At 47.4% G+C, this 14229-nt stretch carries 13 protein-coding genes and 1 tRNA gene; 7 read left to right on the top strand and 7 right to left on the bottom strand.

The genetic code is table 11. The features are described from left to right. Positions 1-208: 208 nt before the first annotated feature. From Q335_RS0101550 to Q335_RS0101560, 3 genes are read left to right on the top strand one after another with little or no spacing between them, the layout of a single operon-like run. A complete protein-coding gene (locus Q335_RS0101550) occupies positions 209-982 on the top strand; it encodes a LamB/YcsF family protein (RefSeq protein ID WP_028357122.1) in 774 nt (257 codons plus the stop codon). Between the two features lie 5 nt (positions 983-987). Next, entirely contained in the window at positions 988-2607 is a 1620-nt protein-coding gene (locus tag Q335_RS0101555) for a 5-oxoprolinase subunit B/C family protein (RefSeq protein ID WP_028357123.1), read from the top strand. Between the two features lie 4 nt (positions 2608-2611). Then, positions 2612-4354 (top strand): acetyl/propionyl/methylcrotonyl-CoA carboxylase subunit alpha, encoded by a 1743-nt coding sequence (locus Q335_RS0101560; protein WP_028357124.1) that lies wholly within the window; start codon positions 2612-2614, stop codon positions 4352-4354. A 168-nt stretch (positions 4355-4522) separates the two neighbouring features. On the opposite strand, the gene Q335_RS0101565 is transcribed toward Q335_RS0101560, so the two are convergent. After that, on the bottom strand, positions 4523-6247 hold the full coding sequence (locus tag Q335_RS0101565) for a thiamine pyrophosphate-dependent enzyme (protein ID WP_028357125.1): 1725 nt from the start codon (positions 6245-6247) through the stop codon (positions 4523-4525). 194 nt (positions 6248-6441) lie between these two features. Here Q335_RS0101565 and Q335_RS0101570 point away from each other — a divergent pair, with 194 nt between their 5' ends. From Q335_RS0101570 to yddG, 4 genes are read left to right on the top strand one after another with little or no spacing between them, the layout of a single operon-like run. Further along, positions 6442-7167 carry a YrbL family protein gene (locus Q335_RS0101570; protein ID WP_028357126.1) on the top strand — a complete coding sequence of 242 codons (726 nt, stop codon included), beginning with the start codon at positions 6442-6444 and terminating at the stop codon, positions 7165-7167. Beyond that, a complete protein-coding gene (locus Q335_RS0101575; protein ID WP_028357127.1) occupies positions 7115-7846 on the top strand; it encodes a transporter substrate-binding domain-containing protein in 732 nt (243 codons plus the stop codon). Before Q335_RS0101570 ends, Q335_RS0101575 begins: the two co-directional genes overlap by 53 nt. Positions 7847-7850: 4 nt before the next feature. Then, positions 7851-8438 carry a DUF805 domain-containing protein gene (locus Q335_RS09950; protein WP_051532222.1) on the top strand — a complete coding sequence of 196 codons (588 nt, stop codon included), beginning with the start codon at positions 7851-7853 and terminating at the stop codon, positions 8436-8438. 59 nt (positions 8439-8497) lie between these two features. Then, on the top strand, positions 8498-9382 hold the full coding sequence (gene yddG / locus Q335_RS0101585) for an aromatic amino acid DMT transporter YddG (RefSeq protein ID WP_028357128.1): 885 nt from the start codon (positions 8498-8500) through the stop codon (positions 9380-9382). 453 nt (positions 9383-9835) lie between these two features. On the opposite strand, the gene Q335_RS0101590 is transcribed toward yddG, so the two are convergent. The 6 genes from Q335_RS0101590 to Q335_RS0101615 all read right to left on the bottom strand — a co-directional run bounded on the left by Q335_RS0101590 (position 9836) and on the right by Q335_RS0101615 (position 14224). Beyond that, positions 9836-9923: transfer RNA gene (locus Q335_RS0101590), tRNA-Ser, on the bottom strand. A 12-nt stretch (positions 9924-9935) separates the two neighbouring features. Then, the gene (locus tag Q335_RS0101595) at positions 9936-10550 is read right to left on the bottom strand and encodes a riboflavin synthase (protein ID WP_028357129.1); all 615 of its coding nucleotides are present in this window, start codon (positions 10548-10550) and stop codon (positions 9936-9938) included. 12 nt (positions 10551-10562) lie between these two features. Further along, complete coding sequence (gene ribD / locus Q335_RS0101600) at positions 10563-11723, bottom strand: bifunctional diaminohydroxyphosphoribosylaminopyrimidine deaminase/5-amino-6-(5-phosphoribosylamino)uracil reductase RibD (protein WP_028357130.1); 1161 nt, start codon at positions 11721-11723, stop codon at positions 10563-10565. A gap of 85 nt (positions 11724-11808) precedes the next feature. Then, on the bottom strand, positions 11809-12279 hold the full coding sequence (gene nrdR / locus Q335_RS0101605; protein ID WP_028357131.1) for a transcriptional regulator NrdR: 471 nt from the start codon (positions 12277-12279) through the stop codon (positions 11809-11811). Positions 12280-12328: 49 nt separating this feature from the next. Continuing rightward, positions 12329-13573, bottom strand: a complete 1245-nt coding sequence (gene glyA / locus Q335_RS0101610; RefSeq protein ID WP_028357132.1) for a serine hydroxymethyltransferase — start codon at positions 13571-13573, stop codon at positions 12329-12331. Positions 13574-13597: 24 nt separating this feature from the next. Further along, complete coding sequence (locus Q335_RS0101615) at positions 13598-14224, bottom strand: YbhB/YbcL family Raf kinase inhibitor-like protein (RefSeq protein ID WP_028357133.1); 627 nt, start codon at positions 14222-14224, stop codon at positions 13598-13600. Between the last annotated feature and the right edge of the window lie 5 nt (positions 14225-14229).

The raw sequence follows: 14229 nt of genomic DNA on the forward strand, positions 1-14229 counted from the left end.
CTTAAATTAGGCGATAAGCAAGGCACTTGCCGCCTCTTGTTTTTGTACCAAAATCATTGTAATAACAGTTTTTTACTTATGTCCTACAATTTTTACCTACAAGGGTTTGTCCTAGTTTTCAGCTTCGGGGTTATCACCACTTAACGAATTTATGCGATTTGTATAATATTGATAGTTTTTATTTAAAACCTACTCCCATCTTCAACGTATGTCAGTTTCTATTGACCTCAACAGTGACCTCGGTGAGCACTATGGTGCCTGGCGCATGGGTCACGATGACCTCATCTTACCTATCGTTAGTAGCGCCAATATTGCTTGTGGTTTTCATGCGGGTGACCCGAGCAATCTGCTACAGACATTGCAGACAGCACAAGCGCAACAGGTCGCTGTGGGCGCGCATGTAGCGTATCCAGACTTAGTGGGCTTTGGCCGCCGCAGTATGCAACTCAGTTATGAGGATCTCAAAGCCGATGTGATTTATCAGATTGCCGCCCTGCAAGGACTCGCCAAGGTCGCCGGGACGCAAGTGCGATATGTTAAGCCCCATGGGGCGCTCTATAACACGATTGCGCATGATGCTAAGCAGGCACAAGCCGTTATTGATGGCATGTTGGCCTTGGATGATGAGTTGATTTTGATGGCTCTGGCCGGTTCACCACTAATCGATTGGGCCCAAAATGCAGGCCTTAAGGTTGTCGCAGAGGCCTTTGCTGACCGCAATTACGAGGACGACGGTCGCTTGGTATCACGCCAGCATCCACAGGCGGTGATTCACGACGCCAAAACTATTACCGAGCGCATGATCGGTCTTGTCAAAGAGGGTGGCGTCTATTCAATTAATGGCAAATTTATACCTTTGGCGGCACAGTCTATTTGTGTACATGGTGACACCGAAGGAGCCGTCAATATTGCCAAGGCGCTGCGGCAGGGATTGCAACAAGCGGGGATCCGTATTCAGGCCTTTAGTACCACAAACAAGTAAGTATTATGCGTTTTTTATTTGTGAATCAAAGGGCCTTTTTAATCGAGTTGGCCAGTTTACAAGCCACCTTGAATCTACATCAGGCCATACGACAAGCCGGCCTCAAGGGCATACAAGAAATTGTGCCTGCGGCACGTACTTTGCTAATTTATTTTCAACCGTGGCTCACCACGGCAGCCGCGCTACAGGAGCAAATCCAAGCGCTAGCGCCTTATGAAGCGGACCACGCTGCCCAAAAACAACATATTCTAGAGGTCGAATATAACGGTGAAGATCTCGCGGCTATTGCCGAATATTGTGGCATGAGTGTCGCTGAACTCATTAAAACCCATACAGAGACGGTCTACACAGTGGCGTTTACAGGTTTTGCACCGGGTTTTGCCTATATGGCGGCTGCCGAACATAATCGTCTTGTCGTGCCGCGTCGCTCCTCGCCTCGGCCTCGTATTCCAGCTGGCTCGGTGGCCTTGGCGGATGAGTTTTGTGGCATTTATCCACAAGCCAGTCCCGGCGGTTGGCAATTATTGGGGCATACAGATACACCGATGTGGGATTTAGCGCGCGAACCAGCAGCGCTCTTGCAAGCGGGCGATCAAGTGCTCTTTAAAGATAGCCAAGCCGCCAAAGTATTTGCCGCGCCTTCGACTAATACACTAGCTAGTATTCACTCAGTAGCTAAACAAACGCCAGCAGCGGAACCTGCCAGAGCCGCCCTTCTCAAGGTTTTAGCGCCAGGTTTACAAACATTAATCCAAGATCAAGGTCGACATGGCTTACTCAGCTCAGGCGTCTCCGAATCAGGCGCTCTCGATCAGCAGGCTTTTGGCAGAGCCAATCGCTTATGTGGTAATCCAAGCCATACCCCAGCCCTAGAAATTACTCAAGGCCATGCTAAATTTCAGGTCATGAGCCCCTGTGTCATAGCCATTACCGGGGCGATTACTGAATTATGCCTGACCACCGGCAAGGGCAGCCAGCATATATTACCTCTCGAGCACGCCTTCAGTGCCGAAGTGGGAGATGTGATCGAGCTCAAAAGCACTCGGGCGGGGGTCCGTAACTACGTGGCCATTCGAGATGGTTTCGCGTGTCCTCGTGTGCTCAATAGTGCTTCTTACGACACGCTTGCTAGACTGGGTCCCGCCCCTTTACAGACTGAAGATATTCTCTATAAAGGTGATCCCTTGGCATTGCAGACAGTTTCCATCTATGAAGCACCAGCGTTTGCCATGCCAGACGCTAAGCATATCGTCACCTTAGATATTGAATTGGGACCACGCCAAGATTGGTTTACCGACGAATCGCTCAATTTATTGACACAACAACATTGGCAAGTGACCGCAACTTCCAATCGTATTGGGGTACGCTTGCAGGGTAAGACGCCCCTTAGCAGAAAAATCACACGTGAACTGCCGAGTGAAGGGACTTGCAAAGGTGCGATACAAGTGCCCCAAAATGGTCAACCCGTACTATTTCTAAATGACCACCCTGTTACCGGTGGCTATCCCGTGATTGCCTCTGTCTGCGCCCAGCATTTGGATCTCGCCGCACAATTACCGCCTAATTGCCACGTGCGTTTTAATGTTTTGCACCCAGATCTCCACAATAATTCAAAACCAGATTAATCCTATGAGCAACTCCACTTCTTCTCTAAATAAAAAACACAAAGTTCTGATTGCGAACCGCGGCGAAATTGCCGTACGTATTATCCGTGCCTGCCATGAGCTTGATTATCAAACCGTGGCCATTTACGCCGATCAGGATATCGATGCCTTGCATGTGCAAATGGCTGATGAAGCCTATGGTTTACAAGGCACTAGTACGACTGAAACCTATTTATCTATCACTAAGATTGTTCAGATTGCGAAACAATCAGGGGCCACCCTGGTGCATCCCGGTTATGGTTTTTTATCAGAAAATGCAGAGTTTGCCCGCGCCATTGAAGATGCGGGTTTAATTTGGGTGGGCCCTGAGGCAGAAACGATTGAACTTCTTGGTAATAAAGTAAGTGCCCGGCAATTAGCGCTTAGTGTAGGTGCACCGTTAGCCAAGGGCACGAGTGAGCCCGTCAAGAATGCCCAAGAAGCATTAGCATTTGCGCAAGAATATGGTTTACCTATAGCCATTAAGGCCGCTTTTGGTGGCGGCGGTCGTGGCCTAAAAATCGCTTACGAATTAGCCGATGTGAAGAGCCTGTATGAATCTGCCGTACGTGAAGCCGAGGTGGCCTTTGGACGTGGTGAGTGTTTTATCGAGCAGTTCTTGGCCAAACCGCGCCACATCGAAGTACAAATTCTTGGTGATGGTCACGGCAAAGTGTTGGTCTTGGGTAGCCGTGATTGCTCTTTACAACGCCGCAATCAAAAACTAGTTGAAGAAGCGCCGGCCCCTTTTCTAAGTGAGGCCCTACAGAGCCAGTTATTCAAGGCCGCACACGATATTACGGCCGCGGCTAATTATCGTAGTGCGGGTACGGTGGAATTCTTGTTGAGCGCCAATGGCGAATTGTCTTTCTTGGAAGTCAATACCCGCTTGCAAGTCGAACACCCTGTCACAGAAGCCACCAGCGGCGTCGATATCGTACTCGAGCAACTCAAGCTGGCCAGCGGCCAAGACCTTAGTTTCACAGAAACACCGCGTCCCCACGGACATGCTTTTGAATTTAGGATTAACGCCGAAGACCCTGCCAATGGCTTTTTACCAACCCCTGGTACTATTACGCGCTTTGATGTCCCTGGCGGCCTGGGCATTCGCTTAGATAGCGGGGTTCATGCGGGCTCCCAAGTAGTGGCCCAGTTTGACTCCTTGATGGCAAAACTCATTGTCTGGGGCCAAACGCGCCAACAAGCGCTGGCGCGAGCACGCCAAGCCTTGCAAGAATTCAAAATCGAAGGGGTGGCCTCAGTCCTGCCCTTTCATCAAGCAGTCTTAAATGAGCCGGCCTTTTGCAAGGATTTTGCGGTGCATACTAAGTGGATCGAAGAAGAACTGCAAGCCGAATTTACACCGGCGCCACGTAGCTTGTCGAGCGCTCAGTCATTGCTTCATACCGTTATGGAGATCGATGGTAAACGTCATGAAATTGCCTTGCCAAGCGTTTTAATCAATAGTCTACAAGCCCATACCAGCCACACCAGTGCCCCACAGAGCGAAGAGATAGATGACTCAGCGGTGCAAGCGAGCATCGCCGGTACGCTCTTAAAATGGGTGCTAGAGGATGGCGCTGAGGTCCACGCTGGGCAAACAGTGGCGATTTTAGAGGCGATGAAAATGGAAGTCGAAGTCAAAGCCCACACTAGCGGAAAACTTAAACATCAAGTCCAGAAAGGTAGCTTTATCGACGCACAAGCCACCATTGCGACCATTGCATAACAGCTTGGCAGAGCCACGTTAGCGGTGAGTCGGCCGCTCTCTGTGATAGGCAATGCATTATGAGTGATTGACTAAAGAGTGAATAAAAAAGCCAAACCGTAATGGTTTGGCTTTTGTGAGGTTCAAGCACCAAATTTACCAGCTTGGTGAGGGTTGACTGTTTCGTGCTTAGTGATTAGGTAAGAAATTATCTTTTAGGAGTTCAACCACATCTTTGGCTCTACCATTGAACATGGCTTTAGTCGCGTATAAAGAGAATGAACTGACTTGTTGGAAAGTCGGATCAGGCGGCATGACTAATTCCGTTGGATTAGTATGAACGTCTAATAACGCTGGCCCGTCATGGGCCAAGAATTTTTGCACCGCTTCTTCGAGTCCATCATTGGTGGGTTGGGTGATTCCAAGCATACCTAAAGACGCGGCAACCTTACCAAAATCTGGGTTTTTGAGGTCTGTGTAATTATCGAGCAAACCTTCAACTTTTTGTTCTAGTTCGACAAAGTTTAGAGAACTATTGTTAAGGACCACGATTTTAATATTGAGATCCTCTTGGCGCAGCGTCAATAAATCACCTAATAACATGGCAATACCGCCGTCACCACTTAAAGAAATAATCTGACGTTTAGGAAAGGCTTTGGATAAACCTAAGGCATGTGGCATGGCGTTGGCCATAGTACCATGCAACAAGCTCACCAAGGTACGTCGTTTACCATTAACATCAAAGTGACGCAAACTCCACACCATCGGTGAGCCACCATCGGCGGTCATAATAGCATCATCGTCGGCGTATTTATTAAGCAAAGAGACTAGGTACTGCGGATGAATAACATCTTTGCCGACTTTTTCTTCGTTGGCACGGGCTTCTAGGGTGCTCTTACGTTTGTCAAGGCAATCGTTTAAGAAACTGTCGTCATCATTGCCGTGCAATAATGGCATCAATGCCTCAATGGAAGGAGCAATATCGCCCACTGCACCAATTTCAATGGGGTGACGACGACCTAAGTGCGTGGCATCGGCATCAATTTGGATGATTTTGCCATGATCGGGATAGTATTGGGTCCAAGCAAAATCGCAGCCTAGGCATAAAAGCACCTCACTATTGCCTATCGCATAAAAACCCGATTTACAACCAAACACGCCGGTCATACCCATATTGTTGGGATTATCATATTCGATAAAATCCTTGGCTCTTGACGTATGGGCGACGGGCGCCTTGAGCTTTTGGGATAAGGCGACGACTTGATCATGCGCGTGTTGGCAGCCGGCCCCCGCATAAATGGTGATTTTTTTGTGCTGATTGAGTAGATCCGCCATTGCTTGAAGCTCGCTGTCGGAGGGGCGAATCACTGGTTTAGGATGGTGTATCGTGAAAGCGACCTCATCATCGGTCGTTTGTTCGCTGACATTAATCGGCATAATGACGACGGCGACCCCGCGTTTAGTGAGAGCCGCTTGGCACGCCTGGGTCATCACATAGCGCGCTTGCTCAGGCGCGGAAATCTCTTCACAAAAGACAGAGCAATCTTTGTAAATGGTTTTGAAGTCTACGTGTTGGGGGAAATCTAAATAACCAATGGCCGCATTACTCAATTGAGAGCAGATTAAAACCACGGGTGCACGATTGCGATGACAATCATAAATTCCGTTAATAAAGTGTAAGCTGCCAGGACCGTTAGAGCCTGCGCAAGCGGTAATACCCTCTGTCATAAAGGCATCAGCGCCAGCAGCAAAAGCCCCCACTTCTTCGTGGCGTACATGAACCCAATTAATGCTGCTTTTGGAGAGTGAATCCGTGAAGTGATTCAGGGTATCACCAACAATACCATAGCAATTCTTGACGCCCGCCTGCTCCAAAACCTCTACCATAATGTCAGAGACTTTTTTTTGACTCATGAATTTCTCCTAGTTTATTACAATTTAATGAAATAGCTGCTAAAATGGTAATAAATATCACAATAGTGTAACAACATCTCTAATTTACATTGGTTACACCACCAACTCCACTATTGCCATCTTAACGCAAACTTTCTAGCAAAGGCTTGTGCACGCTGAAATTTCATATCCAAACCACAAGCCGTGTTTCTGATATGAAAAATTTACTTTTAAGGGGTTCTGCAACCACTCCGTTACATCTAGATCACATCATTGGTGCCGGCAATGACCGTAATTGTTGGCAGCATCCAAATCATGCGGATTTGTGCATCAAGGTCGCCAATCAACAATTAGAACGTGACCAAAACAAAATCGAAAGCCATTACTGGCAGCATCTGCAAAAGCACGGGATTCATCGTAGTGTGCACCTACCTGACTACTATGGTTGGGCACATACCGATAAAGGTGAAGGGCTCATTTATGAGCTTGTACATGATTTCGATGGTACGCCTTCACCTACGATTTTTCAAGCATGCGAATCCGGCTTGATCAGCTATGACCAGGGGCGGGAGTTTGTAACAGAAGCATTTAATTGGATGCTTGACAATAATGTCATCTTGGCTGATTATGGCAGTGATAACATGCTATTGCGAACCCATGATGACGGCTCACGTAGCCTAGTTTTTATCGACGGTCTGGGCGCTCGAGATCTCAATTTTCAATACTGGTTAAGACGCACTTTTGGCTTTAAAGCCCGCAAAAAAACCCGGCAGTTTTTTCACAAAACCCTATCCTTACTTCAGCACCAAGAGCTCACTGGCCAGCGCCCACCCAACAAAAAACGTCATGGCTTCTCAAAGCGTCAGACTGACTGCGGAGACAAGTACTATGATTATTACACCAGCCATCCAACAAGCCATCGCACCGAAGGGCGTGCTTAGAGCCTCTATTAATCTTGGCAATAAATTATTAGCCGGTCGCAATGACCAGGGGATTTACGGCATCAGCGTTGATCTAGCCAATGAACTTGCGCATCAACTCGAGCTGGCCATTGAATTTAAAGTGTTCGACAAAGCCATGCAATCTGTGGCGGCCGTTAGCAACAATGAAGCCGATTTTGGTTTTTTTGCGATCGACCCTGAACGCGGTCAGAGCATTGCCTTCACCCCAGCTTATGTGTTGATTGAGGGCTATTACCTGGTGCGCGATGAGTCACCTTTTCAGACTAACGCCGATATTGACCAGGCAGGCAATCGAATTGTCGTCGGTCAAGGCAGCGCCTATGATTTATTCTTGAGTCGTCATATTAAGAAGGCTGAAATTATCCGCGCCGCTTCATCGCAACAAGTGGTGCAAGAATTTCTAACCCATGATTACGAAGTAGCCGCCGGTGTCAAGCAGCAATTGCAATCAGATATAGCCGATAAATCAGGCTTACATTTACTCGATAAACGCTTTATGGTGATCGAACAAGCCATGGGCTGCGCCAAAGACCGCGATCCAAGCGTCATAAAACTGCTCAATGAATTTGTCACTGAGATGCTCAATAACGGCTTTGTGGCCGATGCGGCGCAGCGTCACAATATTACGGGTATACAAATCGCCAACGCTCAGGACTAAAAGAATGAACGTATCTGTTCAATGTCTTCAGAGTTATTTCGATGCTCACGACGATGCTAAAGATAGCGCCTCGACCTTAACACCGAATACCTGGAAAGACGCACACTTCAAGAATCAAGGGAGCCACTCTCCAGCACCACCACCGTCCCCCAAGCATCGGGGCAGTATGGGGTTTGTTGAAGCGGTTCGCACGTGCTTTAAAAAGTATTTTACGTTTAGTGGACGTGCTTCTCGTGCAGAATTTTGGTGGTTTACGCTGTTTATATTTATCGTCTACTTTCTTTTAAAAGTAGTAGGCAGCATCGAGAATCTTCCTGCTGCTTGGGATAACGTCGAACTTTGTATCCAATTGTTCTTGCTTTGCCCTTCTTTGGCCGTCACTGTCAGACGTTTGCATGATGCCGGCTACAGCTGTCTCATATTAGTAGTCATATCCGTTCTTCTATTCGGCATACCGATCTTAGCCGTCTTGTATAATAAGCTACTGCTTTTTGCGCCTATTTACTTTCTATTAGAACTCGTAATGATCGTTCTCCTGTGCTTTAAGAGTCAACCACATACCAATAAGTATGGCTCTGTGCCAGTGCATTAGCCAATGAGTGAAGGCATCGCCATTTACCCAAAGACCTTTTCACCTAATAACGACAACAAATGACGCAACATAAAGCCACGATCATTGGATTAACCGCCATCTTATTATGGAGCACAATTGTAGGGGCTTTTCGAGGGGCTAGTGCCTATCTGGGCGCTACAGGTGGGGCGGCCATGATTTATAGTGGTGCCTTTTTATTACTACTACTTACCTTGGGCCGCCCTCGACTACGTACCTTGCCACGCCCTTATTTGCTGATTGGCAGCGTGTTATTTGTCAGCTATGAATTATGCTTAGCACTTTCTATTGGTTACGCGCATAGCAATCGCCAAGCCATCGAAGTTAGCATCGTAAATTATTTGTGGCCAGCGCTGACCATGACATTTGCCATTTTATTTAATAAACAAAAAGCTAGCTGGCTATTCGTTCCTGGGCTTTTTGTGGCCATTACGGGGGTGGCTTGGGTCTTAGGGGGTGATCAGGGCTTAGATATTAAAGGCATGCTGCTTAACATTCAAGACAACCCCCGAAGTTATGGCATGGCCTTTATTGGGGCTATTATTTGGTCGACTTACTGTGTGATTACTATTCGCATGGCAAAAGGTCAGAATGGCGTGACCCTATTTATTATGTTGACGGCTCTGGCTTTGTGGTGCAAATTTTTCTTGATGGGTGGTGAGCCCATGCATTTCAGCTTTTCAGCCATTGGCTATTTAGCGTTAGCCGCCTGTGCTATGGGCTTTGGATATGCCGCCTGGAATGTCGGCATACTGCATGGCAATATGACAATTATGGCCGGTGCCTCTTATTTCATCCCAGTGATTTCCTCTGCCCTTTCCGCTTTGGTACTCGGCACGCCATTGCCATTTTCTTTTTGGAAAGGCGCCGCCATGGTCTGTTTGGGCTCTATACTCTGTTGGCAATCCACTCGAGTCCGCACATAACACGACTGTCTTCGCTGTAGAATGCTTATATTTAGCGCCGAGTAGGCTTTCTGGGCGTTACTACTTGATATCCTTAATCAAAAAATTGACAGATATGCGCCAAGCTCGTTTTTTCTTGCTAAAAAATTATGTGAGCACCGCCTCGGCCCTTCTTATAAAGAAACAAAATGAGTCAGAGCTAAGTGATCAAGGCTTTGGTGGACTGTAATTTGATGGACTGTAATAGAGCGCTAGGCTGTAAGGGCAGTAAAATACCCAAACATTCATTAAGTTGAGCCCTTCCAGATAAAAACGATATCAAAACTATTAGACAATAAGCCCCTTGAAAAGCGCCTTTAAATTTGCATCCGCTTAAAACACTGATTGACGCTAACTCATATAGTGGGATAACTGATGTGCAGGGATAACGAATGTGGGGAAAAATTATGCGGTGGGATTTAGACAAATAGATTTTGGCGGATTGAGGGGGATTCGAACCCCCGATACGTTTCCGTATACACGCTTTCCAAGCGTGCGCCTTCAGCCACTCGGCCACCAATCCTTTTTTGTAAAGCTAAGCCCGATATTGTAGCATTCTTTCCACGTATCTTGCAATGAGATCAATCTCTAAATTGACGGCTTGTCCCTGCTGCAAAAATTGCAAGGTCGTGGCCTTTAGCGTGTGGGCGATTAAGTTGATGCTGATCTCACAACCTTTTGAATTATCCGCAACGGCATTGACGGTCAGACTTACCCCATTAATGACGATAGAACCTTTATAGGCTAGGTATTTGGCCAGCTCAGCAGGTACCTGAACGCGCAATTGCGTGGATTCACCTACGTGATTGATCGCTAAGACCTGGCCCAAACCATCCACATGCCCCGCTACTAAATGACCATCTAACGTATCGCCTAAGCGCATAGCCGGCTCTAAATTAACTGGACCAGGTTTATCGAGACCGGTGGTTTTATTGAGACTTTCGCGAGAGACTTCGACCTCAAAACCAGCAGCGTGTAACTGCACTACCGTCATGCAGGCACCTTGAATGGCAATCGAATCGCCGATCTTGGTGGTGCTTAAATCAAAATTAGGCGCCTGAATACGCAACCTCACACCACTTTTATGATCGGTTCCTAATGGGGTGACCTGGTCAATCTGACCAATAGCGGTAATAATTCCAGTAAACATTGACTTCTCTTTTTATGTTTTGTGTATTGCCCCTAAGGCACGTTGTTTTAGGTCTTGCCACGAAGCCACATGGCGTAGCTGTAAACACAGATCCGACCCCACCAATTGACTCTTGATAAAGGCAAATTCGTGGTCTTCGGGCAAGCGTTGCCTTGCCTCAAGTGCCATCATACTCTGACCAGGCCCGAGAATAGTCGGCGCTTGATAATGGATGATTTCGTCGATAAGCCCCGCCTGCAGGAAGGCGGCATTTAACCGAGGGCCCGCTTCTAGGTGAACATCATACAGCTGACGCTCATACAAGGATTGTAATACGGCGTGTAAATCTAAACCTTGCTCATGTTCGGAAACACATAAAATCTTGGCGTTATGGGCCTCTAACATCTGCGCCTTTTGTTTGTCGTAATATGCGGGGGCCACAAAAATTAAGACCTCATCGCCATTTAGGAGCCGGCAGTCTGGTGCTATACGAAAACGACGATCGATAAGCGCGCGTAGCGGCTGGCGTGGGGTGACAATATCTCGCACATTGAGTAAAGGATTATCCGCCAATACTGTGCCAATCCCGGTTAAGACAACCGAGCTAAGGGCACGCCAGCGCTGACCGTCTGTCCTAGCCAAGGCGCCGGTAATCCACTGCGAAACCCCATTGACTAAAGCCACCTGTCCATCCAAAGAGCTGGCGATTTTGCTACGCAACCAAACTTTCTGGCGCGTCATCGCTGACATAAAGCCAAGATTCTGCTGTAGCGCTTGCTCTGCGCACAAACCATATTGCACCTCAATCCCTGCAGCCTGCAGACGTTGGACACCGCGGCCTGCCACCAAAGGGTTAGGATCCAGTAAAGCGATGACGACTTTACGAATATCTGCTGCAATTAACGCATCCACACAAGGGGGCGTGCGTCCAAAATGGCTGCATGGCTCCAAGGTGACATAGGCCGTGGCGCCAGCGACATCATGTCCCTGAGTCTTAGCCTCCTTTAAAGCACAAATCTCGGCATGAGATCCGCCTACAGCTTGCGTGGCTCCTTGCCCCACACATTGCTGTGCTTTCACGAGCACACAACCGACGGCTGGATTAGGCGTCGTAATATGCCGATTGCGCTCAGCCAAGGCGAGAGCTAGCTGCATATATTGTTGGTCTTGATCGCTGAAATAAGAGCTTGGCATAGGGTCAAAAAGCGCTACCTAAGGCACCATGAATAATAAAATCGCTGAGGCGTTAAAAAGGAACGAAGTAGATAGAAAATAGCGGTTAAGAAGACGAACTTGAGGAGGTTTGGCGCATGGTTTGAATCGCATGTAAGAATTCTTCTATGTCCTCAAAACTCTGATACACCGACGCAAAGCGAATATAAGCGACGGCATCCAGTTGTTGTAATTCTTGCATTACTAAAGCGCCTATCGTCTCTGTACTGACTTCTTTGGTGGCTAGATTAAAAAGATTATCTTGCACGCGACTGAGGGCCGCTTCGAATTTCTCGGCAGACACTGGGCGTTTACGCAAGGCTAAACGCATGCTGTCGTGGATTTTGTTGAGATTAAATTCAACACGAGTGCCATTGCGTTTCACTACCATGGGCATACTACGCTCAATCCGTTCAAAGGTCGTAAAACGCTTATCACAAGACGTGCAGCGACGGCGACGCCGCATAGCGCTGCCTTCTTCGACTACCCTGGAGTCGATCACCTGCGTTTCGGTATGACCACAGAAAGGACACTTCATGTCACAAAGTATCAGGGCACCCGTCGCTTAACGGGTGCCCTATGAGCGATTATTTATAAACAGGTAATTTAGCGGTGAGCTCTAATACTTGTTTACGTACTTTGTCGAGATTAGCCTCATCGTTTGGATTGTCTAGGACATCCGCCACAAGATTCGCCACTAATTCCGCCTCGGCTTCCTTGAAACCACGCGCCGTAATCGCTGGCGTTCCTAAACGAATACCGCTAGTCACAAACGGTTTCTCTGGGTCGTTAGGGATTGCATTTTTGTTGACAGTAATATTGGCCTTACCTAGCGCGATTTCGGCATCTTTACCAGTGATGTTTTTGGAGCGTAAATCCAAGCACATTAAGTGGCTTTCAGTGCGTCCAGAAATAATGCGAATACCCCGTTTAACCAAGGTTTCTGACATGATTTTGGCATTAGCAATCACTTGTTTACCGTATTCTTTGAACTCTGGCGCTAAGGCTTCTTTAAAGGCCACGGCTTTGGCAGCGACCACGTGCATTAGTGGACCACCTTGAATACCCGGGAAAATGGCAGAATTGATTTTTTTCTCGAACTCGGCGGTAGTAAGAATCACGCCACCACGCGGACCACGTAAAGATTTATGCGTAGTTGTCGTCACAAAGTCTGCATGCGGGACAGGGTTAGGATATTGACCAGAAACGACTAAACCCGCATAGTGAGCGATATCGACCATAAATAAGGCGCCATTGTCGTGGGCGATTTTACCGATGCGCTCAAAATCAATGCGTAAAGAGTAAGCCGATGCACCACCAACGATAAGCTTAGGTTTGTGCTCTTTGGTTAGGCGTTCAATTTGCTCGTAGTCGATTTCTTCTTTGTCGTTGAGACCATATGGAATAAAGTTATACAACTTACCTGAAGCATTGACAGAAGCACCGTGAGTTAGGTGTCCCCCCTCTGCTAGACTTAAACCTAATACGGTATCGCCGGGTTTGAGTACAGCAAGATAAACGGCTTGATTGGCTTGAGAGCCTGAATTAGGTTGAACATTCGCGCACTCAGCCCCGAATAACTCCTTGACACGATCAATCGCTAATTGCTCGACAATATCGACATACTCACAACCACCGTAATAGCGTTTGCCCGGATAACCTTCGGCATATTTATTAGTTAGTTGTGAACCTTGGGCTTGCATAACTGCTGGGCTGGTGTAGTTCTCTGAGGCAATGAGCTCAATATGATCTTCTTGACGTTGATCCTCTTTTTTGATGGCGCTCCATAATTCTGGATCAACTTTGTCTAAGGTATTCTCACGTAAAAACATTATTTGTCCTTGAAAATTAAAAAGTTAAGATAAACGTGGGTTAAGCGTATAGGTACCAGTAATCGTATCTTGTGCGAGTACATGAGACTTGATTGCTTCTAATACCTTAGGAGCATCAAAACTGCCCTCTACATTGACTTTAGGAATATCAAGTGCATATAGAGTGAAGTGATAATGATGCACAAGTGAGTCATTAAATGGCGGGCAAGGACCATCATATGCAAAATACTCACCTTTCATGTCCTGATCATTCGCAAACCATTGTGTGAAATTATTTAAACCTTGGCGTAAGCCATTAGGTGCGGCCGGACCCTGCTTACCTTTGGGGGTCACTCCTTTGGAGAACTCCCCTTCGGCAAGCTCCTGCGTGCTACTAGGGATATCGATGAGCACCCAGTGATAGAACTCGGCACGTTCCAAATCAGCAGGCACTTCTTTGTCTTCGCGATTGGCATCGTCGGCCACGCTAGGTGCGTCGGTATCGGTGCAAATCATGACTAAGGATTGGGTGCCCTCTGGCAAATCGGACCAGCTGAATTGTGGGCTGATGTTATCGGACAATGCGACATGACTTTCGGGGTCCTGCTTAGCAAAAGCGTATTTGGGGTCGATGGCTTGACCTTGTTGTATAGATTGACTGGTAAGCTTCATTGCAT

It is taken from the genome of Brackiella oedipodis DSM 13743 (assembly GCF_000621025.1).
Taxonomy (GTDB): domain Bacteria; phylum Pseudomonadota; class Gammaproteobacteria; order Burkholderiales; family Burkholderiaceae_B; genus Oligella; species Oligella oedipodis.

What these genes read in the sequence shown, in the direction of transcription:
- Q335_RS0101570 (WP_028357126.1), top strand. Translation starts at nt 6,442, where the DNA reads ATGAAAAATTTACTTTTAAGGGGTTCTGCAACCACTCCGTTACATCTA.
- Q335_RS09950 (WP_051532222.1), top strand. Translation starts at nt 7,851, where the DNA reads ATGAACGTATCTGTTCAATGTCTTCAGAGTTATTTCGATGCTCACGAC.
- Q335_RS0101560 (WP_028357124.1), top strand. Translation starts at nt 2,612, where the DNA reads ATGAGCAACTCCACTTCTTCTCTAAATAAAAAACACAAAGTTCTGATT.
- Q335_RS0101615 (WP_028357133.1), bottom strand. Translation starts at nt 14,224, where the DNA reads ATGAAGCTTACCAGTCAATCTATACAACAAGGTCAAGCCATCGACCCC.
- nrdR (WP_028357131.1), bottom strand. Translation starts at nt 12,279, where the DNA reads ATGAAGTGTCCTTTCTGTGGTCATACCGAAACGCAGGTGATCGACTCC.
- Q335_RS0101595 (WP_028357129.1), bottom strand. Translation starts at nt 10,550, where the DNA reads ATGTTTACTGGAATTATTACCGCTATTGGTCAGATTGACCAGGTCACC.
- glyA (WP_028357132.1), bottom strand. Translation starts at nt 13,573, where the DNA reads ATGTTTTTACGTGAGAATACCTTAGACAAAGTTGATCCAGAATTATGG.
- Q335_RS0101550 (WP_028357122.1), top strand. Translation starts at nt 209, where the DNA reads ATGTCAGTTTCTATTGACCTCAACAGTGACCTCGGTGAGCACTATGGT.
- yddG (WP_028357128.1), top strand. Translation starts at nt 8,498, where the DNA reads ATGACGCAACATAAAGCCACGATCATTGGATTAACCGCCATCTTATTA.
- ribD (WP_028357130.1), bottom strand. Translation starts at nt 11,723, where the DNA reads ATGCCAAGCTCTTATTTCAGCGATCAAGACCAACAATATATGCAGCTA.
- Q335_RS0101555 (WP_028357123.1), top strand. Translation starts at nt 988, where the DNA reads ATGCGTTTTTTATTTGTGAATCAAAGGGCCTTTTTAATCGAGTTGGCC.
- Q335_RS0101565 (WP_028357125.1), bottom strand. Translation starts at nt 6,247, where the DNA reads ATGAGTCAAAAAAAAGTCTCTGACATTATGGTAGAGGTTTTGGAGCAG.
- Q335_RS0101575 (WP_028357127.1), top strand. Translation starts at nt 7,115, where the DNA reads ATGATTATTACACCAGCCATCCAACAAGCCATCGCACCGAAGGGCGTG.